Here is a 26,790-nt window from a genome sequence, read left to right as displayed (position 1 = left end):
GGGTTGGGGAGAGGGGGAGTCCTGAAACGACACACCGAAACCCGCGCTCGCGCGAAAGCACTTCGAACGCAGCAAACTCCGCCTGAAGCCGCACTGTGGAGTATCCTCCGCGGTAAACGCATTGGCGTGAAGTTCGTACGCCAGCTAGTCGTAGATCCCTATGTTGCCGACCTCGCGGCTCGCGCCGAAAGGCTGATCGTCGAGTTGGATGGAGATAGTCATCCTGGCCGCGAGCGATATGATGGCGCACGGACAGTGTTTCTGGAAGCGAAAGGGTATCGCGTGCTGCGGTTCACCAATGCGGATGTGATGCACAATGCTGAGGGCGTGACCCAGGCGATCCTGATTACATTGGGGCATGATCCGGCGCCTCTTCCTGCCCCGACTCCCCCCTCTCCCCAGCCAGCGCAGCGCGATGCAGAGGTCGATCGTGCCCCCGGCACGATCTGCGAAATGCCGGGTGCATTTCGCACCTCGGCACCGCGCAGCGCTCCCCCTGAAGGGGGAGAGGGAGCGTGATGAGTTCCGCCGACAAGATCCTCGTCATCGACGAAGGCACGACATCCACCCGCGCGATGCTGTTCGATCCCGAGGGGCGCGCGCTGGGGAGCGCGCAGCGGCCTTTGACGCAGCATTATCCCGCACCCGGGCTGGTCGAGCATGACGCCGCCGAAATCTGGGCGCTGACCTTGGACTGCGCGCGCGAGATGGTGGCGAAGGCGGGCGGGCCGGGAGCAGTGGCCGGGATCGGCATCACCAACCAGCGCGAGACTGTGGTCTTCTGGAACCGGCGGACGGGCGAGCCGCTGGCGCCCGCGATCGTCTGGCAGGATCGGCGGACCGCCGAGATCTGTCGTACCCTCAAGGATGCGGGGCACGAGCCCGTTGTCCAGGCCAAGACCGGATTGCTGCTCGATCCCTATTTCTCGGGCAGCAAGATCGGCTGGGCGCTTCAGAACTGGCCGCAGCTCCGCGACGCGGGCGACGATCTGATGGTCGGCACGGTCGAAAGCTGGCTGGTCTTCAAACTGACCGGCGGGGCGCATGTCAGCGATGCGACCAATGCCTCGCGCACCGCGCTGATGGCGATCGGCGCCAGCGGCTGGGACGACGGCCTGCTCGACCTGTTCGGGGTGCCGCGCCACATCCTGCCCGAGATCGTCGATTGCGCGGGGCCGATCGCGACCACCGACGCCGCCCTGTTCGGCGCGGCGATTCCGATCACCGGCATGGCGGGGGATCAGCAGGCCGCGACGATCGGCCAGGGCTGTCTCGATCCCGGCCAGACCAAGGCGACTTTTGGCACCGGCGCCTTCGTGCTTTCGAACACCGGCCGCACCCTGCCGCAATCGCGGCACCGGCTGCTCTCCACCATCTGCTGGCAGGTTTCGGGTGAGCGTCACTACGCGCTCGAAGGCTCGGTGTTCGTCGCCGGCAGCCTGATCCAATGGCTGCGCGACGAACTGCGCCTGATCGCTTCGGCCCCCGAAAGCGAGCCGCTGGCGCGCTCGGTCGCCGACAATGGCGGGGTCTATCTGGTGCCCGCGTTGTCGGGGCTTGGTGCGCCGCATTGGGAGCCTGGCGCGCGCGCCGCGATCACGGGACTGAGCTTTTCCACCGGCCGCGCGCATATCATCCGCGCCGCGCTGGAGGCGATGGCGCACCAGACCAGCGACCTCAAGGGCGCCTTTGCCGCCGACGGCTATGACTGGCAGGAATTGCGCATCGACGGCGGCATGGTCGCCAATGACTGGATGGCGCAGGATCTGTCCGACATGCTCGACCTGACGGTGGAGCGCCCGGCATTTGCCGAGACCACCGCGATGGGCGCGGCGATGCTGGCCGGGGTCGGCGCCGGCCTGTTCGGATCGCTGCGCGAAGCGGCGGCGATGCGCGGTGCGGTGACGCGCTTCGCGCCCGCGATCGACGGATCGGTCCGTGCCGCGCGGCTGGCGGGCTGGTCGGTCGCGATGAAAGCGGTGCTCGCGGGCGCCTGAGATGGGGATTGCCGCCATCCTCGGCCTGCTGCTCGCGGCATCGCCTGCGCCGGCCGATATCGAGCGAGCGCAGGATGTTCGCGTCGCGAAGGTCGGTTACGATCTCGCCATCGCCAATGTTGAGCGTTGCACGCGGCACATGCCCGCGACCGGGTTGTTGCTCGGCATGCAGGCCGGGGCGTCACATCCCAGTGTGGTGGCCGTGCTGCCCGGCTCGCCGGCGGCGCTTGCGGGTGTCGTGCCCGACGATCTCATCCTGTCGATCGACGGTGTCGCCACGCCCACGCTCGACGATCCGGCTTACAAGCAAGCCGCCGACTGGATGCGGGCCGCGCTCGACCAGCTCGATGGTGCACTGTCGCGGGGAGGCGCGACGCTGGCGATCAGGCGTGGCGAGGCGAGCGTTTCGGTCGGCCTGACCGGTGTTCCGGCCTGTGCGACGCGCTTCGTGGTGTCCAACACCAAAGGGCTGAATGCCGGCGCGGACGGGCAATATGTCCGGATCTCGCAAGGCATGTTCGCCGAATTCGCCAATGACGACGAACTGGCGGCGATCGTCGCGCACGAACTGGCGCACAATATCCTCGGTCATCGCGCCGTGCTCGACGCGCAGGGCGTCTCGCGCGGACTATTCGGCCGCATCGGGAAGAATGCCGCGAAGATCCGCGCCACCGAGATCGAGGCGGACCGGCTGTCGCTCGTCCTGATGCGCGACGCGGGCTATCGCATGGCGGCGGCGGCGGAATTCTGGGGGCGCTTCGAAAAGAAGCATGGTTACGGCATTTTCGCCGACGCCACCCATCTCAACGGCCGTCGCCGCGTGGATATGCTGAATGCGGAGGTCGCACGGATCGAGGGGCGGTGATTGCGGATCGCCCCGGCCTTCCTATCTTGGGCGCTTACAGCATGGGAGAATGGACATGGCTCAGGACGTCGCGACGCTTGCGGGTGGCTGCTTCTGGTGCGTCGAAGCGGTGTTCGACGATGTGATCGGCATTTCTGCCGTCGAAAGCGGCTATATCGGCGGCGATACGGTCAACCCGACCTATCAGCAGGTGTGCAGCGGCAATACCGGCCATGCCGAGGCGATCCGCATCCATTTCGATCCCGAGGTCATCGGTTATGACGACCTGCTCGACATCTTTTTCCACGTTCATGATCCGTCGCAGCTCAACCGCCAGGGCAACGACATCGGCACGCAATATCGCTCGGCGATCTTTCCGCATTCGCCCGAGCAGGAGGCCGCGGCCCGCGCCGCCATCGTGCGCGCGCAGGCGGACTGGCCCGATCCGATCGTGACGACGATCGAGCCGCTGGCCACATGGTATCCGGCCGAGGATTACCACCAGGAATATTTCGTCCGTGAAGGATCGAAAAATCCCTATTGCATGGCAGTGGTCGCACCCAAGCTCCGCAAGTTCCGCAAGAGTTACGCGGATCGGCTCAAGAGCGAAGAGGCGACGTCCTGACGTCATTCATGGCCCATGCGTTGAATTGACCGGGATATCATGACGCATTGTCGACGGCATGCGGGACGGTCTGTTTTCGCGGCCGCAGGGTAAGTAGCGCCCGAGATTTTTCATCGGAATCGGTTCGAACGATCGCGCGCGCGATTGACCGCAGCGCGTTTGACTTCGACTGGGCGACACATCAAAGCGCGGCCAGTAACGGTACGGGGGCATCCCAATGAAACGTGTTCGCAAGGCGGTCTTCCCGGTGGGGGGGCTCGGCACCCGCTTCCTTCCCGCGACCAAGGCATTGCCCAAGGAAATGCTGCCCGTGGTTGATCGGCCGCTGATCCAATATGCCGTCGACGAGGCGATCGAGGCCGGGATCGAGCAGATGATCTTCGTCACCGGGCGCGGCAAGTCCGCGATCGAGGATCATTTCGACATCGCCTATGAACTCGAGACGACGATGCGCGATCGCGGCAAGTCGATCGAATTGCTCCACCGCACCCGGCTCAAGCCCGGCGCGGTCGCCTATGTCCGCCAGCAGGAGCCGATGGGGCTCGGCCATGCGGTGTGGTGCGCGCGCGACATCGTCGATGACGAGCCCTTCGCGGTCCTGCTCGCCGACGATTTCATGGTCGGCAGTCCCGGCTGCCTCAAGCAGATGGTCGACGCCTATGAGCGGACGGGCGGCAATCTGATCTGCGCGCAGATCGTGCCCGACGATCAGACCCATCTTTACGGCATCATCACGCCGGGCGAGCGCGACGGCGCGCTGACCGAAGTGAAGGGGCTGGTCGAGAAGCCGAAACAGGGCACGTCGCCTTCGAACCTGTCGGTGATCGGCCGCTATATCCTCCAGCCCGAAGTGATGCGCGTGCTCGAGCATCAGGAAAAGGGTGCGGGGGGCGAGATCCAGCTGACCGACGCGATGGCCGCGATGATCGGCAGCCAGCCTTTCCACGGCGTCACCTTTTCCGGCCGGCGCTTCGATTGCGGCGACAAGGCCGGTTATATCCACGCCAATATGGCGCTGGCGATGGAACGCGAGGATATCGGCCCGGCGGTGCGGGCGTTCGGCGAAAAGCTGTTCGCGCGATAGCGCGTCCCCGGCAAATCCTGTATGAGCCGGTCTTCGCGTAAAGGAGTTCGGGCATGCGGGTCGCTATCGTCGCCCTTTTACCGTTGGCGCTGGGCGGTTGTATCGCCCGTACCGCGGTCGATATCGTCACCCTGCCGGTCAAGGCGGTCGGCGCCGGCGTCGATGCCGTCACCACCAGCCAGTCGGAAGCCGATGAAAAGCGCGGCCGCGAAATCCGCAAACAGGAGGAACGTGAGGGCCGTGAGGCTCGCAAGCGCGAAAAGGAAGCCCGCAAACGAGTGCGTGATTCCGATGACGAGCCTTATTAGAGTTTGATCCAGCTCGATCAGCTCATCTTGTCATTCCCGCGCACGCGGGAATGACAATCTACGGGGGCTTCGACTCGGATGGATCAAACTCCAGGTTGAATCCATGAAGCGGGAACATCCGTAAGTCGCGGCGTTCACCTCTTTCGCACAGGCTGGCGGATCAGGGTCTTGAGCTTTTCGGGCGGCACCTTGCGAGGGTCGCTGAGATAGATTTCATGATGACGGCCTGCGAAGCCGTAGCCGCCCGAGACCATGACCTCACCGTGCAATGTCGCGAGCAGCGGCCCTTCGTCGTCATAGCTGCCCAGATGCAATGCCTGGAGGCAGAGGCCTTCCTCCAGGCTCTCCAGCCTCAGGCTTTCGGGCAGTGTGCCGAGCTTCTCCTGCGCCCGGATCCTGCTTGCCTGGAATGTTTCGTCATCCACATGGTCGGGCACCATGATCATCATCGTCCAGTCCCATTCGTCCTTGCGCCGGGCGGTGAAGCTTTCGGGGTCGCGCGCCGACCAAAGCCCCTCCAGCGGCGCCACGACGAAATCCTTCCCCTGGGCCTTGCACGCGAACTTGATCGTGTAGGCCGTCGTATAAAGGCTCTCGACGGCCTGTGTGTAAGCCGCTGCTGTGTTCGGGTCGCCATGGCCATCGACCATCAGGTACCGGACCCGCGGTACGTCGATCGGGATGAACCGGTTGAGGGGAGCCGTGAACAGCGCCTTCCTGGCTTTCTTCAGATCCAGCTTTTCCATTTATCTTTCCTGGCATTCGGATGCATCAGCATCCCTGCACCTTGGTATCAGGCTTGTCGCAAGCCTTCTCGTCGCCAGGAGTAGCTGATGCAGCGGCTTGATCGTGTCAGCATGATGATCAGTGGACGTAAAAAAACCACCCATCGGCAAGAGAGGGCGGGCAGGTGGCGCTCGAAGGTTTCCGGAGGGGCGGCAGCATTGCCACCCCTCCGTCAAAACGTCCCTTGATCCGAGCGGATAGGGCTTGTCTTACAAAGGCGCGCCTTCGACCGGCGGACGCTTGGTCGCGTCGGCGCCCAACGTCTTGTAGACGAAGCCTCCCAATGCAGCGCCGACGATCGGCGCCGCCCAGAACAGCCAGAGCTGCTGGAGGGCCCAGCCGCCCTGGACGAGCGCGGGGCCGGTGCTGCGTGCCGGATTGACCGAGGTGTTGGTGATCGGGATGCTGATCAGGTGGATCAGGGTCAGCGTCAGGCCGATCGCGATCGGCGCGAAGCCGGCGGGTGCACGGCTGTCGGTCGACCCCATGATCACCAGCAGGAAGAAGAAGGTCAGCAGCAACTCGATGAGCAGACCCGATTCGAGCGCATATTTGCCCGGCGAATGCTCGCCGAAACCGTTGGCGGCCAGTCCGTTGACGGCCAGGTCATAGCCCGGCGCGCCGCTTGCGATGACATAGAGGGTGAAGGCGGCCGCGACGGCGCCGAGCACCTGGGCGACGACATAGGCCGGGATATCCGCGACCGGGAAACGACCGCCCGCCCACAATCCGATGGTTACCGCCGGATTGAGATGGCAGCCCGAAATATGGCCGACCGTATAGGCCATGGTGAGCACGGTGAGGCCGAAGGCCAGGGAAACACCGACAAAGCCGATGCCGAGTTCGGGGAATGCCGCAGCAAATACCGCGCTGCCGCATCCGCCGAACACCAGCCAGAAAGTCCCGAGAAATTCCGCGATTCCACGTTGTACGATAGTCATAATCGTCTCCCGCTTCGAGTCCCCCCTTTCGAGGACGCCGAAGTCTGGACCTTGGTTACGGCTGCGTAAAGGTGGCGCGGTTGGGGGGGCTTGCTGAAAACTTCTGAAACACCGTTGGGACTGAGCTTGTCGAAGTCCCTGTCCTTCCTTTGCTCCGGTGCCGAAGAAAAGCAGTCCTTCGACAAGCTCAGGACGAGCGGTGTTAAGAGTGGAGCGCAGTCTTACCGAACCGCCGCGCGCGCCAGCCGGTCGTTGATCGCACGGCCCAGGCCGGTGTCGGGAACGGGTGCGACCGCGATCGATGCCGCGCCCGAGGCGTCGGCCTGGTGGAGCAGATCGAACAAAGCTGCCGCCGCTTCGGAGAGATCGCCGGCCGCCGAAAGTGTCGCATCGCCCATCACCGCACCGAAGCCGATCAGCCACTCGCTCGGTCGTGCCGTGTCTGCGTTCAGCCGGACCGGCTTGGACGGCGCATAATGGCTCGCCAATTGGCCGGGGGCCTCGATCGCGCCCGAACCGGCCAGCCCGACCGGCAGGCCGGCGGCTTCGGCGATATCTTCGGCCGCGATCGGGCCGGGGCGAAGCAGGCGGATCCGGTCGGTCTCGGGCGCGACGATCGTCGATTCCAGTCCACGTCGCGTCGCACCGGCATCGACGATCAGCGGGATGCGGCCGTCGAGGCTGGCCAGTACATGCTCGGCGCGTGTCGGGCTGATCCGGCCGCTGGCATTGGCCGAGGGCGCGGCCAGCGGTTTCCCTGTCGCCGCCAGCAGCGCCTGCATCGCTTCATGGGCGGGGCAGCGGATCGCGATGGTGGCGAGCCCGGCGGTGGCGAGCGACGCGACCGGGCAATCGGCACGGCGCGGCAGCACCATGGTCAGCGGCCCCGGCCAGAAGGCGAGCGCGAGCCGGTGCGCGACGGGCCCGAATTCGACGAGTGCCTCCGCCGCTGCGCGATCGGCGACATGGACGATCAGCGGATTGAAGCTTGGCCGCCCCTTGGCTTCGTAGATCCGTGCGACTGCCTGGCTGTCGGTCGAATCGGCGGCGAGGCCATAGACCGTCTCGGTCGGAATCGCGACGGGAAGTCCCCGGAGGATGAGCTCCGCGGCCTCGTCGATCGCGGCCTTGCCGTAGGGGCGGACGCATGTGTCGAATGGCGGGTTTGAGCCGGTCACAACCCGGCGCTATAGCGCGCGCCACACACAGGCAAGAGCGGATGTCCGATGAGCTATACACCCCCCATCTCCGAGCAGCGTTTCGTCCTCGATCATGTGGTCCGCATCGACGAGCTGGCGGCGGATGCGCGCTACGCCGCGGCGACGCCCGACATGGTCGATGCGATCCTGGAGGGGGCGGGGGCATTCGCGGCGGGCGAATATGCGCCGCTCAACCGCGTGGGCGATGAAATCGGCGCGCGCTGGGCAGATGGCAAGGTCACCATGCCTCCGGGTTTCCGCGAAGCCTATCAGGCATTCGTCGAGGGCGGCTGGGGCAGCATCAGCGGGCCGGAAGCCTATGGCGGGCAGGGGCTGCCCAATGTGCTCGGCACCGTGATCATGGAGGATCTCGGCACTGCGAATATGGGCTTCTCGCTCATCAACATGCTCACGCCCGCGGCGATCGAGTCGCTGATCTCGACCGGCACCGACGCGCAGCGCGATGCCTATCTCGCCAAGCTGATCACCGGCGAGTGGAACGGCACGATGAACCTGACCGAGCCGCAGGCGGGCTCCGACGTCGGCGCGCTGCGGACGACCGCGACCCCCACCGGCGACGGGCTGTACCGGATCAAGGGCACCAAGATCTTCATCACCTTTGGCGAGCACGACCTGACCGACAATATCGTCCATCTCGTGCTGGCGCGGACCCCGGGTGCCCCTGCGGGCACGCGCGGCATCTCGCTGTTCATCGTGCCCAAGGTGCGCGCGGATGGAACGCATAACGACATTCGCTGCGTCTCGATCGAGCACAAGATGGGCATCCATGCCTCACCCACCTGCGTCTTGAGCTATGGCGACAATGACGATTGCCTCGGTGAGCTGATCGGCCCCGAATTTGGCGGCATGGCGGCGATGTTCGTGATGATGAACAATGCCCGTCTCAATGTCGGTCTTCAGGGCATCCAGATCGCCGAGCGCGCGACGCAGCAGGCGGTGGGCTATGCGATGGACCGTATCCAGTCCGCGCGCGCGGGCGGGGCGACGCGCGATCCGGTGGCGATCATCGAGCATCCCGATGTGCGGCGGATGCTGCTGCGCATGAAGGCGCTGACCCAGGGCGCGCGGGCGCTGGTCTATTACGCATTCGGCCAGCTCGACCGTGCGCATCTCGGCGATGCCGATGCGCGCGACCGGCTCGACGTGCTGACCCCGCTCGCCAAGGCATGGGGCACCGATGTCGGCTGCGAGGTCGCGTCACTGGGGGTCCAGGTGCATGGCGGCATGGGTTTCATCGAGGAAACCGGTGCGGCCCAGCATTATCGCGATATCCGCATCGCGCCGATCTATGAGGGCACCAACGGCATCCAGGCGGCCGATCTCGTCGGGCGCAAGCTGGGCCTTGGCGGCGGCGCGCCACTGGCGTCGCTGATCGCAGACATGCGCGCCGAGGCGCAGGATTCCGGGCTGCGCACGCTGATCGATGATGTCGAGACGGTTGCCGAACATTTGGCGCGCTCGGGCGCTGACGATCGGCTGGCGGGCAGCTATCCCTTCCTGACGATGCTGTCGGTCGCGGTTGGCGGCTGGTTGATGGAACGCCAGGCCCGTATTGCCGGGGGCGTGGAAGGGGATCCGGCATTCCTGGCGATGAAGCAGACGGCGGCACGCTATTTCGTCGCGCAGATCGTGCCGGAAGCATCGGGGCTGAAGGCGTCGGCGGTGGCCGGTGCGGAGATGCTCTACACGGTGGACGCGGCGGCGTTCGCGGCCTGAGTTCGCGCTACATCTTACCACGTCACCCCAGCGAAAGCTGGGGTCCATACGATGGTCGAACGCTGATGATGTTTGACGTGTTGCATGGGCTCCACCTTGCGCTGGAGCGACAGTTTCCCAATTAGTCGAAATCAGGCCTCGGTGCGTTCCAGCAAGTCCGATGCGCGCAGGCCGAGGCGGTCGATATGCTGGCGGATGCGAGGCCAGAGCTGGTTGAGGAAGCTGTCGCGTTCCTCGTCGCGCAGCCGTTCAAGCGCGCCTTCGGCCACGAACATGCCGACGCCGCGGCGGACGGTGACGAAGCCGCGATCCTGCAGGCTCTGATACGCCTTGGCGACGGTCAGCGGGTTGGCGCCATGTTCGGCGGCGAACGAACGGACCGACGGAAGCTGGTCACCCTCGACATAGTCGCCGTCGAGGATCATCGCTGAAATCATGCCCCTCAGCTTCAGGTAAACCGGGGTGTCGTCGCCGTTAATCGCTGTCATGCTGATATAATACACAAAGACGCGAAAATGGCAACGCTTCAATCGTGCGGCGGAGTCCAGCGCGTCAGCGCCCCGCCGGGCACCGGGCGAGGGCGCTCCTCGAGCGGGCGGGAGGGCGATCCGATGAACAGGAAGCCCGCGATTCGCTCAGGGAACGCGCCAAACGCGTCGCGAACCGCTTCGCTATAGGCGGGCCAGCCGGTCAGCCAGCCGCCGACATAACCATGGGCATGGACGGCATGGAGCAGGTTCATGCACGCGGCCCCCGCCGACAATTCCTGTTCCCAGGCCGGGATCGTCGCCGATTCGCGCGGACAGAACAAAGCGACGACTAGCGACGGCGCCTGGCGTGCATATTGCTCCATCGCCTCGATCTCCAGCCGACCTGCCTCGGGCCGTTCGGCGCGATAGGCTGAGACGATGACGGTCGCCAGCGCCTCACGCTGATCCGCCGCTACGCTCACGAAACGCCATGGCGCCAGCTTGCCGTGATCGGGCGTACGCGCGGCGAGATCGACGATCGCGGCGAGCTCTTCGTCGCTCGGGCCAGGCGCGACCATGTCGCGGGGCTTGCCCGAGCGGCGGGTTGCGAGGTGGGAGAGAAGGGAGGAGCGATCGTTGAACATGATCGCCCCGTAACAGGCTGTGTCAGATGCAACAATCTCTTCACAGCGGAGATTTCGGCGCTAGGCTGCGCGCCAATCGCGCCGGGGTCCACCGGCTTGTCCGCTCTGAAGGGGGAGCGCCTGAACACATGACCACCATCAACGACGACCCCGTCGAACCGGGCGCGGCGCCGATGGACCCGACGAAAGTCGAGCTCCACCGACAGACCGGCACCTGGTTCGGGCATCCGCGCCAGCTTGCCCGCATGTTCAGCACAGAGGCGTGGGAACGCTTCGGCTTTTACGGCATGCGCGCGCTGCTCACCCTGTATCTGACGCAGCACTTCCTGTTCAGCGACCGCGAGGCGACCGGGCTCTATGGCGGCTATACCGCGCTGGTCTACCTCACCCCGCTGATCGGCGGTTATCTGGCCGACCAGTATCTCGGTTCGAAACGCGCGGTGAAATTCGGCGCGATCATCATGTCGCTCGGTTATCTGCTGCTCTGCTTCGGCGGCGAAACCGCGAAACCCTATGCCAATATCGACGGCCAGCGCTACGAAGTGCAGGTCGATCGCCCGGCCGGCGGCAGCGAAGTCCAGTATCTCGTCGACCAGAACCGCAAGCTCGTCATCCGGGGTAATGAGGACGGTACCGTCTCGCTGCTCGGCGAAAGCGGCGCGGTCGAGCGCACCGTGCCCAAGGGCGGTTTCGAATCCGGCGGCGATCGCAGCCCCCTCTATGTGATGATCATGCTGATCGCGCTGTCGATGGTCTCGGTCGGCAACGGTTTCTTCAAGCCCAACATCTCCACCATGGTCGGCGAGCTTTACGAGAAGGGGGATCGCCGGCGCGACGCGGGCTTCACCATCTTCTATATGGGGATCAATCTCGGCTCGCTCTTCTCGCAGCTCCTATGTCCGTTCCTCGCGGTCGCGTTCGGCTGGTGGGCGGGCTTCGGGCTGGCGGCGGCGGGCATGTTCTGTTCGTGGATGCTCATGCAGTTCGATGGCGGCCGGCTCGCCGGCTATGGCGAACCGCCGGCGGGCGTGAAGGATCGTTCGCTGACGATCTATGCCTGCGCGATCCTGGTTGTGCCGCTCTTCTATTTCCTCTTCACCAACCTGATGGCCGCGTCCGCGCCGGAGCCGGGAGCAGGCATTGTCGGCTATGTCCTTTCACTGCCGCTGATGGGCAAATTGCTGTTCGGCACCTTCCTGATCGCGGTGCCCGGCATCCTGATCTGGTCATGGCTCAAGGGCAGCAAGGCCGAATTCCAGATGATGTTCGTCGCGATGATCCTCATCGTGTTCAACGTGGTGTTCTGGACCCTGTTCGAACAGGCCGGCTCGTCGCTGACCCTGTTTGCCGATCGCAACACCGATCTCAGCGTGTTCGGCCTGTTCAGCATCTCGGCGCCGCAGACCCAGTTCTTCAATCCGCTCTTCATCGTCATTTTCGCGCCGGTGCTGGGCATCCTCTGGACCCAGCTCGCCGCGCGCGGGATCGAGCCGAGCATTCCGGTGAAGTTCGGGGTGGCGCTGATGGGCGTCGGCGCCGGCTTCCTGCTGCTGGTATGGGGCACGAGCTTTGCCGATGATGGATTCCAGGTGGGAATCTGGTGGCTCGCGGGTCTCTATCTCATCCATTCGATCGCGGAACTGTGCATCTCTCCGGTCGGCCTGTCGATGATCACCAAGCTGTCGATCGCGCGGGTCGTCGGGCTGATGATGGGCGTCTGGTTCCTGTCGATCTCGGTCGCGCAATATGTCGCCGGCATCGTCGCACAGGTCGCCAGCGTCGACACGGTCGGTGGTCAGGTGACCAATCTCAAGGTCAGCCTCGACACCTATGTCGGCGTGTTCTGGATGATCGGCCTCTGGTCCGCCGGTATCGGCATCTTCCTCCTTATCCTGTCACCCCTCATCAAGAAATGGATGCATGGTGTTCAATAAACGACTGAATGTTCTTTCTGCGACGATCCTGCTCGCGGCCTGTGGGGCGTCCGAGCCGCCAGCAACCGCGAGCGACAAGCCCGTGAGCGATCGGTCTGCGCCAGCCGCGGCGTCGGCAAAGCCGGTCGCCGATCCCTATCCGTCGACCTACAAAGCCTATCCGGGCGCCGCCACCGTCATCCGCGGCGCGACCATATTCGATGGCGAGGGTGGCCGGATCGAGAATGGCACCGTCTTCCTGTCGGGCGGCAAGGTGACGTCGATCGGCGGGCCGGACACGCCGATCCCGGCCGATGTGATGGTGATCGACGGTCGCGGCAAATGGGTGACCCCGGGCATCATCGATATCCACAGCCATCTCGGCGACTATCCCTCGCCGGGCGTGCAGGCCAATTCGGACGGCAATGAGGCGACCAGCGCGGTCACGCCACAGGTCTGGGCCGAACACAGCGTCTGGCCGCAGGATCCCGGCTTCAGCCGCGCGCTCGCCAATGGCGGCGTCACCGCGCTTCAGATTCTGCCGGGATCGGCGAACCTGTTCGGCGGCCGCTCGGTCGTGCTCAAGAATGTGCCGGGCCGCACCGTCCAGCAGATGAAATTCCCCGGCGCGCCGCAGGGCCTGAAGATGGCCTGCGGCGAGAATCCCAAGCGCGTCTATGGCAGCCGCAACCAGCTGCCCTCCACCCGGATGGGCAATATGGCGGTCAACCGCCACACCTGGATGCGGGCGGCGGAATATAAGCGCAAGCGCGACAAGGGCGAGGCACAGCCGCGCGATCCGTCGATGGACACGCTGGCCGATGTGCTCGACGGCAAGATCCTGGTCCACAACCATTGCTATCGCGCCGACGAGATGGCGTTCGTCATCGATATGTCGAAGGAATTCGGTTATAAGGTTTCGACCTTCCACCATGCGGTGGAGGCCTACAAGATCGCCGACCTGCTGCGCGAAAACGGCATTTGCGCCGCGATGTGGGCCGACTGGTACGGGTTCAAGATGGAATCCTACGACGCCATCAAGGAGAATATCCCGCTGGTCCATAATGCCGGCGCGTGCACGATCGTCCATTCGGACGACGCCAACGGTATCCAGCGCCTGAACCAGGAAGCGGCCAAGGCGCTCGCCGACGGCCGGCGCATGGGCATCCAGATCTCCGACGAAGTGGCCTGGACCTGGTTGAGCTGGAATCCGGCGAAGGCCATGGGGATCGGCGACGTCACCGGTAGCCTGAAGCAGGGCAAGAATGCCGATGTCGTGCTGTGGAACGGCAATCCGTTCAGCGTCTATACCCGGCCCGATCGGATCTGGATCGACGGTGCGCTGATGTACGATGCGAGTGATCCGAAACGGCGACCGGTGAGCGATTTCGAACTGGGCCAGATCGGCGAAGGAGACGTGAAATGAACAGGTTCACTCTCCCACTCCAGCTCCGTTTGTCCCGAGCGAAGTCGAGGGACGCTGGTGCGAGCTCCAAAGTGTCTCGACTTCGCTCGACACGAACGGTGGTTGGCGTTCTGGCCGCACTGATCGCCACCCCAGTGGCGGCGCAGACCATGGCGATCACCGGCGGAACCGTCGCGATCGGTGACGGCACCGCGCCGATCGAGCGCGGCACGGTGATCGTCGCCAATGGCCGCGTCGTCGCGGCCGGCGCCAATGTCGCGGTCCCTGCCGGCGCACAGGTGATCGACGCCACCGGCAAATGGGTGACGCCCGGCATCGTCGCGGGCTTCACGCGGATGGGCATTGTCGAGGTCGATGGCGTCAGCCAGACCAGCGATGTCGCCGCCAGCAGCAGCATCTGGTCCGCCGCGATCGACATCACGCCGGCGGTCAATCCGCGCGCAACGCCGATCGCGATCAACCGGGTCGAGGGCGTGACCCGCGCGGTCGTCTCGCCGGGGACGGGCGCCACGATGTTCGCAGGGCAGGGCGCGGTGATCGACCTGGGCGCGGATATGAATGCGGTGACGAAATCGCAGGCCTTCCAGTTCGTCGAGTTCGGCGAAACCGGCGCGCGCGAAGCGGGCGGCAGCCGTCCCGCGGCTTTCCTCCAGTTCCGCTCGTCGCTCCAGGCTGCACAGGCCTATGCGCGCAATCCGGCGGGCTATGACGGCAACAGCAAGGACGCGATCCTGCCGCGTGCCGACGCGGCGGCGCTGGTGGCGGTCGTCAACGGCACGATGCCGCTGCTCGTCCATGTCGAGCGCGGCAGCGACATCCTCGCCGTACTGGGCCTCCGCCGCGAATTCCCGGCGTTGAAGCTGGTGCTGGTCGGCGTCGTCGAGGGCTGGACCGTCGCGCGCGAGATCGCGGCGGCGGGCGTGCCCGTCATCGCCTCCGCATTGAACGATCTGCCCGACAGCTTCGAGACCCTTGCCGCCACCCAGTCCAATATCGGCCGGATGAAGGCGGCGGGCGTGAAGGTCTCGATGGGCATGATCGGCGACGATGAATCGCGCATGGCATTCCGGTCGACCCAATATGCGGGCAATCTCGTCGCGCTCGGCAAAGTGCCGGGTGCCGCCGGGCTGGATTGGGGCGCAGCCTTCGCCACGATCACCTCCGCGCCGGCCGAAGCGGTCGGCATGGGCAGCGAGATCGGATCGCTGCGCGCCGGCCGTCGCGGCGATGTCGTGCTGTGGAACGGCGACCCGCTCGAACTGTCGAGCGCGCCCGAGCGCGTCTGGATCGACGGTGTCGAACAGCCGATGGAGACGCGCCAGACCAAGCTCAGGGATCGCTACAGGACGCCGACGGAAGGGCCGCTTCCCAAGGCTTATGAGCGGTGATCCACTATCGGCCCTCTTGCTGCGACGGACTCTCTCCCGTGTCGGGGGAGGGGCTGTCGTGAACGGCCGGCCCGCATGACCCCGATGGCTTCCCTGATCGCCGCGTGCGTCGCGTTTGTGGGAAGCCATTTCCTGCTCTCGCATCCGTTGCGTGCATCGCTGGTCGCGCGGCTGGGCGCACGGCCATTCATGGGGCTCTATTCGCTGGTCGCGCTCGCCTGTTTCGCCTGGATGGTGATCGCCTATCGCGCGGTTCCGCCAGAGGCGCCGCTCTGGGCGCCGCCCGGCTGGGGGTGGGTGCTCGCATCGCTGGTGATGCTGTTCGCCGCGATCCTGTTCGCCGGATCGCTGGTCGGCAATCCTGCGATGCCCGAGGCCAGGGTGACCGACTGGGCACCGCGCGGAGTATTCGCGATCACGCGGCACCCGATGATGTGGTCCTTCGCATTATGGGCGCTGATCCATGGCTGGATGTGGTCGACGCCCGCCAATCTCGTGCTGACCGCCGCGATCCTCATTCTCGCTCTGGGCGGTGCGGCGGGACAGGATGTGAAGAAAGCCAGGCTGATGGGCGCGAACTGGCGCGGCTGGGTGGCGCGGACCGCTTTTGTCCCCTTTGCCGGCCGGTCGGCGCTGGGCGCGATGTGGCCGCGCTGGCCGGTGGTCGCCGGCGGTGTCCTGCTCTGGCTGGTTGCGACCTGGGCGCATGGCCCGCTGGGCGGCATGGCGGTCGGCCTCTGGCGTTAGCGCCGTGCGGAAGCTACCCGGACAACTCACGTTCGAATCGCGTATAGGGAAGCCAGGCCAGTGACTCGCAGATTCTTCGGCACCGACGGCATTCGCGGACGGACCAACGAATGGCCGCTGACCGCGGAGATCGCGATGAAGGTCGGCATGGCCGCGGGCGCGCATTTCCTGCGCGGCGACCATAAGCACCGCGTCGTCATCGGCAAGGATACGCGCGTTTCCGGCTATATGATGGAATCGGCGCTGGTCGCGGGCTTCACCAGCGTTGGCATGGACGTGGTGCAGGTTGGGCCGATGCCGACGCCGGCGGTGGCGATGCTCGTTCGGTCCATGCGCGCCGATCTGGGCGTGATGATCTCCGCCAGCCACAATCCCTTTGCCGACAACGGGATCAAGCTGTTCGGCCCCGATGGCTACAAGCTGTCCGATGAAGATGAAGCGGCGATCGAGGCGCTGATCGAGGCGCCCGCGCGGCTTGCCCCTTCCGCCGAAATCGGCCGCGCCCGCCGCGTCGAGGATGCGCGCGGCCGCTATATCCATTTCGCCAAATCGACCTTTCCCGATCATCTGCGGCTCGACGGGCTCAAGATCGTCGTCGATTGCGCCAATGGCGCCGCCTATGCGGTCGCCCCCTCCGCCTTGTGGGAACTGGGCGCGGAATTGATCGCGATCGGGGTGGAACCCAACGGGCTCAACATCAATCACAATTGCGGGTCGACCGCGCCGCATACGCTGCAGGAAGCGGTGGTGGCGTCGGGCGCGGATATCGGCATCGCGCTCGATGGCGACGCTGACCGGCTGATCGTCGTCGACGAAGCGGGGACGATCATCGACGGCGACCAGTTGATGGCGCTGATCGGCACCAGCTTCGCGCGCGCCGGCAAGCTGACCGGCGACGGTGTCGTCGCCACCGTGATGTCCAATCTCGGGCTGGAGCGTTATCTGAATGCACAGGGACTGACGCTGGAGCGGACCAAGGTGGGCGACCGCCATGTGCTCGAACGGATGCGTGCGGCGGGTTTCAATGTCGGCGGCGAGCAGTCCGGCCACATCATCCTGAGCGACTATGCCACCACCGGCGACGGCCTGGTCGCGGCGCTGCAGATCCTCGCCGAACTGGTCGAATCGGGAAAACCGGCCAGTGAATTGCTGCGCCTGTTCGAACCCGTGCCGCAATTGCTTAAGAATGTGCGTTTCGCGGGCGGCAAACCGCTCGAGGATGCCAACGTCCAGGCGGTGATCGCGGGCGCGGAGGCGGAGCTTGAGGGCAAGGGCCGGCTGGTCATTCGCCCGTCGGGCACCGAACCCGTCATCCGCGTCATGGCGGAGGGTGATGACGCCGCTCAGGTGGAGGCGGTGGTGGATCGCATCTGCGACGCGGTGAAGACGGCCGCCGCCTGATGCTCGCGATGCGCCCCGATTGCGAACGTTGCGGTCGCGATCTGCCGCCCAATGCGGGCGACGCGCATATCTGCTCGTTCGAATGCACTTTCTGCACCGATTGCGTCACCGGGCCGCTCGGTGGCCGCTGCCCCAATTGTGGTGGCGACTTGCAGCCGCGCCCGACGCGCGCCGCGCATCTGCTGGAGAAATATCCGGCCTCGACGGAGCGGAAGCACAAGGCGTGACCGCGCGTATCCTGATCATTGCGGGTTCGGATTCGGGCGGTGGTGCGGGTATCCAGGCGGATATCAAGACCGTCACGATGCTGGGTGCCCATGCGATGACGGCGATCACCGCGATCACCGCGCAGAACACGCTGGGCGTCACCGGCGTCCATCCCGTGCCCGCGGAGATGGTGATCGCTCAGATGGACGCGGTGATCGACGATATCGGCGTCGATGCGGTCAAGATCGGCATGATCGGGTCGGCCGAGACGGCGGCGGCAGTGGCCGAGCGTCTCGAACGGCTGGCGGGCGTGCCCATCGTCTTCGATCCGGTGATGATCGCGACCAGCGGATCGGTGCTGGCGGATGACGCGACGATCGCGGCGTTCGGCCGGCTGATGCGGATTGCGACACTGGTCACGCCCAATGCGCCCGAGCTGGCCGCACTGGGCGGCGACCGCATCGCGCGCGATTTTGCGGTCGCGGTGCTTGCCAAGGGCGGCGACCTGCCCGGCGATGTCGTGGTCGATCGGCTGCTCGGTGCGGATGGAGAGATTGCGCGCTGGAGCGATCCGCGCATCGAAACGCGGCATAGCCACGGTACCGGATGCACGCTCGCCAGCGCGATCGCGACCGGACTGGCGCAGGGGCTTGCGCTGGAGCCCGCGATCGCCCGCGCGCGCCGGTTCGTCCGGGCGGCGCTGCGGGCGGCGCCGGGGCTCGGCGCGGGGCATGGCCCGATGGGCCACCACGCGGTAAGGCTCGATCCATGATCGCGGGAGTCGACGAAGCGGGGCGGGGCCCTCTGGCCGGGCCGGTGGTGGCCGCCGCCGTCATCTTGTGCCCCGATGGCGTGCCGGGCGTGGACGACAGCAAGAAGCTGACTGCCCTGCGTCGCGAGGCGCTGTTCGCGACGATTTCCGAACGCTGCGTCGTCGGCGTCGGCATCGCGACCGTCGAGGAAATCGACGAGATCAACATCCTCTGGGCGACGATGCTCGCGATGACGCGCGCCGCCGACCAGCTTTGCGTCGCGCTGGGGGGGGAACCGGTCGAGATATTGGTCGACGGCAATCGTTGTCCCAAATGGCGTTACCGGTCGCGGGCGATTGTCGGCGGCGACGCGCTCGAGCCGAGCATCTCGGCTGCGTCGATCATCGCCAAGGTGACGCGCGACCGCATGATGGTGGAGGCCGATGCGCGCTTTCCCGGCTATGGCTGGGCATCGAACAAGGGCTATGGCGCCCCCCAGCATCTCGATGCATTGCGCCGATTGGGACCCACGCCGCTCCATCGCCGGTCCTTCGCACCGATTTCTCAGCTTTCGATGACGCTTTGAGTCTTTTTTGTCACACCACAAGCGCTTGAGTCGCGCCCTTCGCGTGAAACCTAGATGCTGTGGGGGACTCGTTTCGTTCTCCACCCTTGATCCGCTCTTGAAAGAATTTGTTAACCAACCTTTGCTTGACGGCGGACTCGTGAAGACTCAGGGTCCGCCGCTCGAACAATTCAAGCGGGGTTTTCATGGGGGTTATCGAACGGATCAGGCACAATGTGGCAGCTGTGGAGCTGCCGCTGGATCGGATCCTGAAGGGCGATTGTGTCGAGCATATGCGCGGCCTGCCCGACAAGTCGGTGGACATGATCTTCGCGGATCCGCCGTACAATCTCCAGCTCGGCGGCGACCTGTATCGCCCCGACGGCAGTCAGGTCGATGCGGTCGACGACGATTGGGACAAGTTCGACACCTTCGCCGCCTATGACGGGTTCACCCGCGCCTGGCTGAAGGAAGCGCGCCGCATTCTGAAGGACGACGGCACGCTCTGGGTGATCGGCAGCTATCACAATATCTTCCGCGTCGGCACCGCCGTGCAGGATGCGGGCTATTGGATCCTCAACGACATCATCTGGCGCAAGTCGAACCCGATGCCCAATTTCAAGGGCACGCGCTTCACCAACGCGCATGAGACGCTGATCTGGGCGTCGAAGGGCGAAAAGGCGCGCTACACCTTCAACTATCGCGCGATGAAGACGCTGAACGACGAACTGCAGATGCGCTCCGATTGGGAATTCCCGATCTGTGGCGGTCAGGAGCGGCTGAAGAAAGGCGGCACCAAGGTCCATCCGACGCAGAAGCCGGAGGCGCTGCTTTACCGGATCCTGCTGGCCTGCACCAAGCCGGGCGATGTCGTGCTCGATCCCTTTTTCGGTACCGGCACCACCGGTGCCGTCGCCAAGCGGCTCGGCCGGCGCTGGATCGGCATCGATCGTGAGGGCCTGTATATCGAGGCCGCGCAGGAGCGGATCGCGGCGGCCCTGCCGCTCGACGAATCCGCGGTGGTGACGATGCAGTCGCCGCGCGGACAGCCCAAGGTCGCGTTCGGCCTGCTGGTCGAAAACGGCATGCTCAAGCCGGGTACCGTGCTCACCGATCTGCGCCGTCGCTGGGAGGCGAAGGTGCGTGTCGACGGATCGCTTGAGTCCGGCGGTGAGAGCGGATCGATCCATAAGCTCGGCGCGACGCTCCAGGGCGCGCCCTCATGCAACGGCTGGACCTTCTGGCATTATCAGGATGGCGACGGGCTGAAGCCGATCGACACGCTGCGCCAGACTTACCTGTTGGCCACGCAGCCGTGACGATCGCCGGGCTCCCCAGATTGGGGAGCGGCGCGAAATCATATCTGCGTCCGATCCAGTTCGTCGACAGCCCCGTCGGGCTCGACGGACGGGTCGATCGGCTGGCGGGCGGGCTGAGCTGGTTTGCGGCCTATGAGCTGATCGTGGTCGAGGGTGGTTTCCGCGTTTTCGAAACGCAATTGCCCGTCGCCGGAATCGCCGACGCGATCGCGGCGCTGCCCGGCGCACTGGCTGAAAATGCCACGGCATTCCGCGCGCGGCTGACGGCGCCGCGTGCGCCGCTGTCGCTGGGTGAGCGGGTGATCCGTTTCGACCAGCCGCAAGTGGCGGGCATCCTCAACATGACGCCCGACAGCTTCTCCGACGGCGGGGCGCATGTCGACGATCCGGCGGGTGCCGCCGGCGCGGGGGTTGCGATGGCGGCCGCCGGCGCCGCGCTGATCGATGTCGGCGGCGAATCCACGCGCCCCGGTGCGGACGCGGTGTGGGAAGGGGACGAGATCGCACGCGTCGTACCCGCAATCGAACGGCTCTCGCTTGCCGGCACTGCGGTCTCGATCGACACGCGCAAGGCCGCGGTGATGGAGGCCGCGATCGAGGCCGGCGCGCATATGGTCAACGACGTCGCGGCTCTGCTCTGGGACGATCGCGCGCTGGAAGTGGTGGCGAAGGCCGGCTGCCCGGTGGTGCTGATGCATTCGCCCGATCCCAAGGGCGGCGGCCATGGCGAACATCGCTATGCCGACGCGGTGATCGAGATCTACGACTGGCTTGAAGCGCGGATCGATGCCGTCGTCGCCGGCGGCGTGGCGCGCGAGAGGATCCTGGTCGATCCGGGCATCGGTTTCGGCAAGACCGTTCAGATCAACCTGCAACTCATCAACGCGCTCGCGCTGTTCCAGGGGCTGGGCTGCCCGCTGATGCTCGGCGTCAGCCGCAAGCGCATGATCGGCGCGCTGTCGGGCGAGGCCCCGGCGGACAAGCGCCTCGCCGGATCGATCGCGCTGGCGCTGCGCGGCGCCGATCTCGGCGCGCAGATGCTGCGCGTCCATGATGTCGCGGAAACCGTGCAGGCGCTGCGGGTGTGGCGCGGCATGCGCGATGCGGCGATGATGCCGCGGCTGTAGAGCGTCGCAGTGCCGGCTCAGCCGGTGAGTGTCTCGATATATTGGGGTGGCACGCTCGCGGTCAGCCAGACCTGGTTGGATGTCAGCAGAAAGGGCTGCCCCGTGGCATGCAGCGCTGCTGCCTGGATGGCGAGAATGACCGGCGCCCCACGTCGCGCTCCGACGCGCCGCGCCGTCTCGATATCGGGTGAGAGGTGGACATGGTGGCGGCGCATCGGCTTCAGGCCTTCGGCGAGGATCGCCGGAAGAGTGCGCTCGACCGTGCCGTGATACAGAAAATCTGGTGGCGTGGTTTCCGGCCAGTCGAGCTCCACGCTCACCGAATGGCCCTGCCGCGCCCGGATTTGCGCGGCGTCCGCCGACAGTTCGAAGCGTTGCTTGTCGCTCTCCTCGATGATCGTCAGCAGGCGCTGCCAGTCGCAGCCGGCACCGGCGCTGTCCAGCGCGCGCAGGACGGCGTCGACCTCGGTCCAACCCTGCGGATCGAGTGTGAGATCGGCGGCCTCCGGCTTGTGCCGCAGCCACAGCGAGAGCATCTTCGAAACGCGGACATCGTTGGTCATGATGGTGGCGCAATACAGCTCGATCGTCCTCCCATGCAATCGCTGCTGACAATGAACATGGTCGCCCATCCCACGTCGAAGTGGTGATATTTCCCAACTATTGGCGATTCATCTTTCATTCGAAAGCTGGTGCCTGCGCTTTTATCGGCGCGAAGTGCCGAAAAACCTGGTTTTCGCGATTCTGGCACGGTCTGTGCTGAGGGACTGGCAACGGGGCTGGATCGTTCCTCCCGCCCGACAATGGAGTCAGTCGATGGAAAGCGCACCCCAGTCCCTCTTCGCCCGCAACGACACGATGTTCGGTGTCTGCGAAGCGCTCGGCGAGGATTTCGGCTTCAATCCGCTCTTTCTGCGCATCACGCTTGCCGTGCTGCTGCTCTGGAATCCCGTCCTTATCCTGAGCTCCTATGCCGCCGCCGGCGTCGCCATCGCGCTGTCGCGCTGGCTCTTCCCCACCGCGCGCCGGACCGCGGCGCAGGCCGATGCGAGCGGCGATGTCGCGGCGCCCGCGATGCTGGCTGCACCACGTGCGCCAGCCCGGAATACGGATACGGAGATTCTGCCGATCGCGGCCTGATCTCCGTTCATGGTGCGATGGTTCCCAGCATCGCCCGCAATTTGCCCGTCCCTGCCCAGGCAGGGGCGGGCCTTTTTGTATCGGGCGATGCGGCGCGCATATGTCGCGCCGTGGCGCTTCGGCGCACGCGTATCGGCCGCGGTTCAACGCCGGTTCAGCCGTCGGGACGGAACCATGCGGACCTTCGGAACGCTATCCGTCCGGATTGGAGACAGACCGTGAAGACCAGTTTCATCATTCTCGCCGCAACGCTGGCCGCCGGCATCGCCGCCCCCGCACTGGCGCAATCCCGCGCCGATCAGGAACGCTGGGATGCCGCGCAGGCGCGCTATCAGGCTGAATCGGATCGTTATCAGCGCGAACGCGAATATTATTACGAAGCGCGCGACCGCGATCGCAGCGGCTATCGTGGCGGTTCGCGCTACGACGACGATCGCTACGCTACCGATTACGACGCCTCGCGCCATTATCGCGACGATCCGCGCTATACCGAACGGCGGCTGAGTTCGAACGACGAAGTCTATCGCGGGTCTGACGGACGCTATTATTGCAAGCGCACCGACGGCACGACCGGCCTGATCGTCGGCGCGGCCGCGGGCGGCCTGCTCGGCAACGTCGTCGATGGCGGCCGCCGCCGGACGGGCGGAACGCTGATCGGCGGCGCGCTCGGTGCACTGCTCGGCCGCTCGGTCGAACAGAATAGCGACATCCGCTGCCGCTGAGCCTTTCAGCCTATTTTTTGTCATTCCCGCGAAGGCGGGAATGACGATGCAAGGGCGAATCTCTCGTCCCCACCGCCCTCTCCACCGTCATTGCGAGCGAAGCGCGGCAATCCAGTGATGCATCAACCGCTGGATTGCTTCGTGGCTACGCTCCTCGCAATGACGATCGAGGGGGGGGCTGAGCTCGCGTAACGCTCGCCAAACGCTCGCCAAACGAAGATCCCGGACAGCAGCGCGCCTATGCGGGAATGACAATGCGGGAAGGGTGAGTCGAGCCGCGAATCTCTCGTCCCCACCGCCAGAATGGGCTAACCGGATCGCGCGGTGCGGGGGCGAGTCCCGGCGCTAGGATCAGGGAGACTGCCATGAGCAAACCGACGCTGCCGATCGAGGGGGAATGCCGCTGCGGCGCGGTGGCTTTCACGATCAGCGCGCCGCCGCTGCTGACCATGGCCTGTCATTGCACTGGCTGCCAGCGGATGAGTTCCAGCGCCTATTCGCTGTCCGCCGCGATCCCCAGCGCCGCATTCTCCGTCACGCGCGGCGAGACGGTGATCGGCGGCATCCACGGCCCCAGCGCACATCACTTCTGTGGCCATTGCATGAGCTGGCTGTTCACCAGGCCCGAGGGCATGGACTGGTTCGTCAACATCCGCCCGACCATGCTGGCCGACACCAGCTGGGTCAGCCCCTTCATCGAGACCTTCACGAGCGAGAAACTGCCCTGGGCGGAAACCGGCGCGGTCCACAGCTATGAAAGCTTCCCGCCGATGGAGGCCTATGAGGGGCTGGTCGCGGAATATGCCGCGCGGTCCTAGAGTTTGATCCATCTGAGTCGAAAGATAGGTGAAGGCGTTGCTGCTGGAGACATCCCAGCCATAGGCGTTGAGCATATAGCATCATCGTCGCCGCCAAAGCTGGCTTGGCGTCGTGCTGCTGCGCCTGCCTCTGGTCCAGCGCGCGCTCGACAGGGGGGAGGATTTGCACGGACCATCTCCATTTTGCGGGGCCGTCGGCTTTGCGACACCGCGACCATCGCCTCCAATCAGCAGGACCGTATGAGAAGGAAGCGACAGAGCCGCTGCGCCACTACTTTCGACCGCGATCATTGGCAAAGAAGAGCCACGAGACAGCGCTCCCATATCCCGCCAATGCCAGAACTATCAGCCCCACGCACAAAGCCTTCAAGGCCACATCCGCCCCAGAGAACGCGAGGACGTATACGGAGAGTGACAAGGCCAGAAGAGACAACAGTCGAAGAATTCGGTTATTCCTCACTATGAAGAGCTTCAACGGCGTAGCGTCCCTGATGAGCAATAGGTCATCATCATTGGGAGGACGATAACCTGTCCGCCATTCTTGTAGTCGAGCAGATAGGTATACGAACAGCAGAACTACCGCAGCTTCGATCATGGCTACCTCTGTTGGGGAGTAACGGTGACAGTGCGCTTAATCATCACGCGGTTTGTCTCGGTGACACGTGCAGTAACCCCTAAATGCGCGGCTTCGGTCCACGCTTTTTGGGTTTGAGAGCCAGTCCCGTATTTGCCTCCATATCCTGCAGCCATTCGGCCGAGCCAACCGGTCGGCCGATGCTCTCGGCCTTGCGGAGCGCGGCATAGCTCATGGCCTGGTCGAACGGTTCACCCAGAAAGGCCGCGAAATCGCCGACGCGCTCCAGCGCCGGGGCCACACGAACGACATGATCATCGGCGCCATCCAGATGCGCTCGAACACTCGACCAACGCCATTGCTCGGCGCTTGAGACAAGGCGTGCCCGCACCGGATTGAGGGCGACGTAGCGCAAGGCGTGAATGAGATGTGGTTCGTCCATCGCGACCGAAGAGAACCGCCCCTGCCATAAATGCCCCGTCACGCGCAGGCGCGCATTGATGTAGCCGGTATAATGCCGATGGACATGGCGGAAGGTGCGGCGCAGCCCGTCCTCGTCCGAGGGCACCGCAATCAGGTGCACATGATTAGGCATCAGGCAGTAGGACCAGATCTCCACCCCCGACCGCCCCGCCGCATCGGCCAGGAGATCGAGGTAGAGCGCATAGTCACCGTCCTCGAAGAAGGTCGTCTCGCGCCGGTTACCGCGCTGCGTCACATGGTGCGGGATGCCGGGAAGGACGATGCGTGGAAGGCGAGCCATGGCGGGAGAGTGTCAGCGATCGAGGCGGCCGTCAAGAGTTAAGGGGTTTTTGCACGTGTCACCGTAATGAAGTCCTGTGCCAGCGAAGACAACCGCGATACGGGATCGAAGGTGTAGCTGGTGCTTGTCCCATTGCCTCGCGCGATGCCGGTGCGGCGACCAAGATTGTCGTATGAAAAAGTCGCCAGCACGCCAATGCCCGATGCGGCGCCATTCTCCCGGATCGCGGTCACGTTACCGGCCACGTCATTGTCATACGTCACATAGAAGCCGCCGTCCCAGGTCACCGTAATTCGTCACCGTAATTCCCTGGAGCGCCGAGAGGCGAATCCGCACCAAAACAGGACGACGACTACCTCAATTACGCCATATCTCCAGAATTCTCTAAATTTCTTCGTTATCGTTCTTCGTTCGGCGTGCTCGAGCCATGCCCGCCGAGAAGTAAAATAACAAAACTGAAACAAGTACAAAGCTAGATACATGGAAGCTAAAAAATAAATACGACACAACAAGGTAGATTGTTACTGCGGTCAACGCAAATAACGTGCCATACTTCAAATCGCGGCTACTCAGCATGTCTGTCTCCATTTGCATAGCCTAGTCGCCATATGGAAAGCTTCGTACACGGCCCCAGGGAGTATTTTGCATCGGAGTCGGATTGGGTATCTTGAGTCCAAGGCGATTGTAGGCAAGGGCTTCGGCGTAGAATGTATTCTTCATAAAATTCTCAATCCTGTTCTCTAAAGCTGCTCCAACCAAAGGCCCCATAAAAGCTGAGTTTAACTTAGACATTCCAAACTTCTCAATCGTTTTCTCAAACGAGAACCCCGATCGCGCTATCAGCATCCAGTACAGGATCATCCTCTCGTTGGACATTGCAGTTGCATATAGATTTGCTTGATCCCTAACAGATTTAGGAGGACCAGTAACGACAATATCACCCTCACCACCACTTGACGCCCCCGCCCCCAAAGCCGCACCAGCCAATCCCGCGGATGACGAAACTGGAATTACGGTGACAGTGCACTTAATTCCCACGCGGCTTCGGCCCGCGCTTTGCAGGGATGAAGCTGCGTCCGTTTTCGACCTCAAGGCGCCTGAGGAACGCCGCGTCGCCGATCGGTCGTCCGATGGTTTCTGCGCGGCGCAGGCGCATCGACATGGCTTCGTCCTCGCCGGCGGCAAGCAGGGCGGCGAAGTCGGGAAAGCGTTCGCAGATCGGTAATGTCTCTGTGATTCCATCATCCTGGCCGAGTTGAGCGTGAACGCTCGACCAGCGCCAGTCGCTGGCGC

29 protein-coding genes are annotated in these 26,790 nt (G+C 64.6%); 20 read left to right on the top strand and 9 right to left on the bottom strand.

The genetic code is table 11. The annotated features are described in order from the left end of the window. The 6 genes from AC3WN8_RS28935 to AC3WN8_RS28910 all read left to right on the top strand — a co-directional run. Window positions 1–519, top strand: a 519-nt coding sequence (locus AC3WN8_RS28935) for an endonuclease domain-containing protein (RefSeq protein ID WP_492672988.1), incomplete at its 5' end; no start/stop codon positions are given. Beyond that, the gene (glpK, locus tag AC3WN8_RS28930) at window positions 519–1,997 is read left to right on the top strand and encodes a glycerol kinase GlpK (RefSeq protein ID WP_492672990.1); all 1,479 of its coding nucleotides are present in this window, start codon (window positions 519–521) and stop codon (window positions 1,995–1,997) included. The genes AC3WN8_RS28935 and glpK, both read left to right, overlap by 1 nt. Window position 1,998: 1 nt before the next feature. Beyond that, complete coding sequence (locus AC3WN8_RS28925; RefSeq protein WP_492672987.1) at window positions 1,999–2,862, top strand: M48 family metalloprotease; 864 nt, start codon at window positions 1,999–2,001, stop codon at window positions 2,860–2,862. A 55-nt stretch (window positions 2,863–2,917) separates the two neighbouring features. Continuing rightward, a complete protein-coding gene (gene msrA, locus AC3WN8_RS28920) occupies window positions 2,918–3,466 on the top strand; it encodes a peptide-methionine (S)-S-oxide reductase MsrA (protein ID WP_492672986.1) in 549 nt (182 codons plus the stop codon). A gap of 217 nt (window positions 3,467–3,683) precedes the next feature. Next, a complete protein-coding gene (gene galU, locus AC3WN8_RS28915) occupies window positions 3,684–4,550 on the top strand; it encodes a UTP--glucose-1-phosphate uridylyltransferase GalU (RefSeq protein ID WP_492672985.1) in 867 nt (288 codons plus the stop codon). A gap of 53 nt (window positions 4,551–4,603) precedes the next feature. Next, the gene (locus tag AC3WN8_RS28910) at window positions 4,604–4,858 is read left to right on the top strand and encodes a hypothetical protein (RefSeq protein WP_492672984.1); all 255 of its coding nucleotides are present in this window, start codon (window positions 4,604–4,606) and stop codon (window positions 4,856–4,858) included. Between the two features lie 134 nt (window positions 4,859–4,992). Here AC3WN8_RS28910 and AC3WN8_RS28905 read toward each other — a convergent pair whose 3' ends face one another. The 3 genes from AC3WN8_RS28905 to AC3WN8_RS28895 form a co-directional block, all read right to left on the bottom strand. Continuing rightward, on the bottom strand, window positions 4,993–5,604 hold the full coding sequence (locus tag AC3WN8_RS28905; protein ID WP_492672983.1) for a GyrI-like domain-containing protein: 612 nt from the start codon (window positions 5,602–5,604) through the stop codon (window positions 4,993–4,995). A gap of 249 nt (window positions 5,605–5,853) precedes the next feature. Then, a complete protein-coding gene (gene aqpZ, locus AC3WN8_RS28900; protein WP_492672982.1) occupies window positions 5,854–6,585 on the bottom strand; it encodes an aquaporin Z in 732 nt (243 codons plus the stop codon). A gap of 221 nt (window positions 6,586–6,806) precedes the next feature. Further along, window positions 6,807–7,763 (bottom strand): L-threonylcarbamoyladenylate synthase, encoded by a 957-nt coding sequence (locus tag AC3WN8_RS28895; RefSeq protein WP_492672981.1) that lies wholly within the window; start codon window positions 7,761–7,763, stop codon window positions 6,807–6,809. 48 nt (window positions 7,764–7,811) lie between these two features. Here AC3WN8_RS28895 and AC3WN8_RS28890 point away from each other — a divergent pair, with 48 nt between their 5' ends. Next, on the top strand, window positions 7,812–9,521 hold the full coding sequence (locus AC3WN8_RS28890; RefSeq protein ID WP_492672980.1) for an acyl-CoA dehydrogenase family protein: 1,710 nt from the start codon (window positions 7,812–7,814) through the stop codon (window positions 9,519–9,521). Between the two features lie 131 nt (window positions 9,522–9,652). Here the strand turns inward: AC3WN8_RS28890 and AC3WN8_RS28885 are convergent, their stop codons facing one another. Further along, entirely contained in the window at window positions 9,653–10,009 is a 357-nt protein-coding gene (locus AC3WN8_RS28885) for a GntR family transcriptional regulator (protein ID WP_492672979.1), read from the bottom strand. 38 nt (window positions 10,010–10,047) lie between these two features. Beyond that, the gene (locus AC3WN8_RS28880; protein ID WP_492672978.1) at window positions 10,048–10,635 is read right to left on the bottom strand and encodes a nitroreductase family protein; all 588 of its coding nucleotides are present in this window, start codon (window positions 10,633–10,635) and stop codon (window positions 10,048–10,050) included. A 128-nt stretch (window positions 10,636–10,763) separates the two neighbouring features. Between AC3WN8_RS28880 and AC3WN8_RS28875 the strand changes: the two genes are divergently transcribed. The 10 genes from AC3WN8_RS28875 (at window position 10,764) to folP (ending at window position 21,480) form a co-directional block, all read left to right on the top strand. After that, on the top strand, window positions 10,764–12,569 hold the full coding sequence (locus AC3WN8_RS28875) for a peptide MFS transporter (protein ID WP_492672977.1): 1,806 nt from the start codon (window positions 10,764–10,766) through the stop codon (window positions 12,567–12,569). Then, on the top strand, window positions 12,556–13,974 hold the full coding sequence (locus AC3WN8_RS28870) for an amidohydrolase (protein WP_492672976.1): 1,419 nt from the start codon (window positions 12,556–12,558) through the stop codon (window positions 13,972–13,974). Before AC3WN8_RS28875 ends, AC3WN8_RS28870 begins: the two co-directional genes overlap by 14 nt. Window positions 13,975–14,123: 149 nt before the next feature. Continuing rightward, window positions 14,124–15,362, top strand: coding sequence for an amidohydrolase family protein (locus tag AC3WN8_RS28865; RefSeq protein ID WP_492672989.1), 1,239 nt, complete (start codon window positions 14,124–14,126; stop codon window positions 15,360–15,362). Between the two features lie 84 nt (window positions 15,363–15,446). Continuing rightward, entirely contained in the window at window positions 15,447–16,109 is a 663-nt protein-coding gene (locus AC3WN8_RS28860; RefSeq protein ID WP_492672975.1) for an NnrU family protein, read from the top strand. 60 nt (window positions 16,110–16,169) lie between these two features. Beyond that, window positions 16,170–17,510: a phosphoglucosamine mutase gene (gene glmM / locus AC3WN8_RS28855; RefSeq protein ID WP_492672974.1), complete on the top strand. Its 1,341-nt coding sequence runs from the start codon at window positions 16,170–16,172 to the stop codon at window positions 17,508–17,510. Beyond that, entirely contained in the window at window positions 17,510–17,737 is a 228-nt protein-coding gene (locus tag AC3WN8_RS28850; RefSeq protein WP_492672973.1) for a DUF1272 domain-containing protein, read from the top strand. Before glmM ends, AC3WN8_RS28850 begins: the two co-directional genes overlap by 1 nt. Further along, window positions 17,734–18,489: a bifunctional hydroxymethylpyrimidine kinase/phosphomethylpyrimidine kinase gene (gene thiD / locus AC3WN8_RS28845; RefSeq protein WP_492672972.1), complete on the top strand. Its 756-nt coding sequence runs from the start codon at window positions 17,734–17,736 to the stop codon at window positions 18,487–18,489. Before AC3WN8_RS28850 ends, thiD begins: the two co-directional genes overlap by 4 nt. After that, entirely contained in the window at window positions 18,486–19,055 is a 570-nt protein-coding gene (rnhB, locus tag AC3WN8_RS28840) for a ribonuclease HII (RefSeq protein WP_492672971.1), read from the top strand. The genes thiD and rnhB overlap by 4 nt, the downstream gene beginning before the upstream one ends. A gap of 185 nt (window positions 19,056–19,240) precedes the next feature. After that, the gene (locus AC3WN8_RS28835) at window positions 19,241–20,353 is read left to right on the top strand and encodes a site-specific DNA-methyltransferase (protein WP_492672970.1); all 1,113 of its coding nucleotides are present in this window, start codon (window positions 19,241–19,243) and stop codon (window positions 20,351–20,353) included. Continuing rightward, window positions 20,350–21,480, top strand: a complete 1,131-nt coding sequence (gene folP, locus AC3WN8_RS28830; RefSeq protein ID WP_492672969.1) for a dihydropteroate synthase — start codon at window positions 20,350–20,352, stop codon at window positions 21,478–21,480. The genes AC3WN8_RS28835 and folP overlap by 4 nt, the downstream gene beginning before the upstream one ends. 17 nt (window positions 21,481–21,497) lie before the next feature. On the opposite strand, the gene AC3WN8_RS28825 is transcribed toward folP, so the two are convergent. Then, window positions 21,498–22,112, bottom strand: coding sequence for an RNA 2'-phosphotransferase (locus tag AC3WN8_RS28825; protein ID WP_492672968.1), 615 nt, complete (start codon window positions 22,110–22,112; stop codon window positions 21,498–21,500). 184 nt (window positions 22,113–22,296) lie between these two features. Between AC3WN8_RS28825 and AC3WN8_RS28820 the strand changes: the two genes are divergently transcribed. The 3 genes from AC3WN8_RS28820 (at window position 22,297) to AC3WN8_RS28810 (ending at window position 24,160) form a co-directional block, all read left to right on the top strand. After that, window positions 22,297–22,620 carry a PspC domain-containing protein gene (locus AC3WN8_RS28820; protein ID WP_492672967.1) on the top strand — a complete coding sequence of 108 codons (324 nt, stop codon included), beginning with the start codon at window positions 22,297–22,299 and terminating at the stop codon, window positions 22,618–22,620. A 218-nt stretch (window positions 22,621–22,838) separates the two neighbouring features. Beyond that, window positions 22,839–23,342: a glycine zipper 2TM domain-containing protein gene (locus tag AC3WN8_RS28815; protein ID WP_492672966.1), complete on the top strand. Its 504-nt coding sequence runs from the start codon at window positions 22,839–22,841 to the stop codon at window positions 23,340–23,342. Window positions 23,343–23,707: 365 nt separating this feature from the next. Next, complete coding sequence (locus AC3WN8_RS28810) at window positions 23,708–24,160, top strand: GFA family protein (protein ID WP_492672965.1); 453 nt, start codon at window positions 23,708–23,710, stop codon at window positions 24,158–24,160. Window positions 24,161–24,834: 674 nt separating this feature from the next. Here the strand turns inward: AC3WN8_RS28810 and AC3WN8_RS28805 are convergent. The 3 genes from AC3WN8_RS28805 to AC3WN8_RS28795 all read right to left on the bottom strand — a co-directional run. Beyond that, window positions 24,835–25,497 (bottom strand): transposase, encoded by a 663-nt coding sequence (locus tag AC3WN8_RS28805; RefSeq protein ID WP_492672964.1) that lies wholly within the window; start codon window positions 25,495–25,497, stop codon window positions 24,835–24,837. Between the two features lie 38 nt (window positions 25,498–25,535). Then, window positions 25,536–25,784 (bottom strand): hypothetical protein, encoded by a 249-nt coding sequence (locus AC3WN8_RS28800; protein ID WP_492672963.1) that lies wholly within the window; start codon window positions 25,782–25,784, stop codon window positions 25,536–25,538. A gap of 740 nt (window positions 25,785–26,524) precedes the next feature. Next, window positions 26,525–26,790 (bottom strand): hypothetical protein (locus tag AC3WN8_RS28795; RefSeq protein WP_492672962.1); only part of this gene is annotated, 266 nt, incomplete at its 5' end.

This window comes from Sphingobium sp. FW305-3-2-15-F-TSA7 (assembly GCF_058787155.1).
Note: the sequence above shows the minus strand (reverse complement) of the source record. Positions and strands in the feature narration are given on the sequence as shown.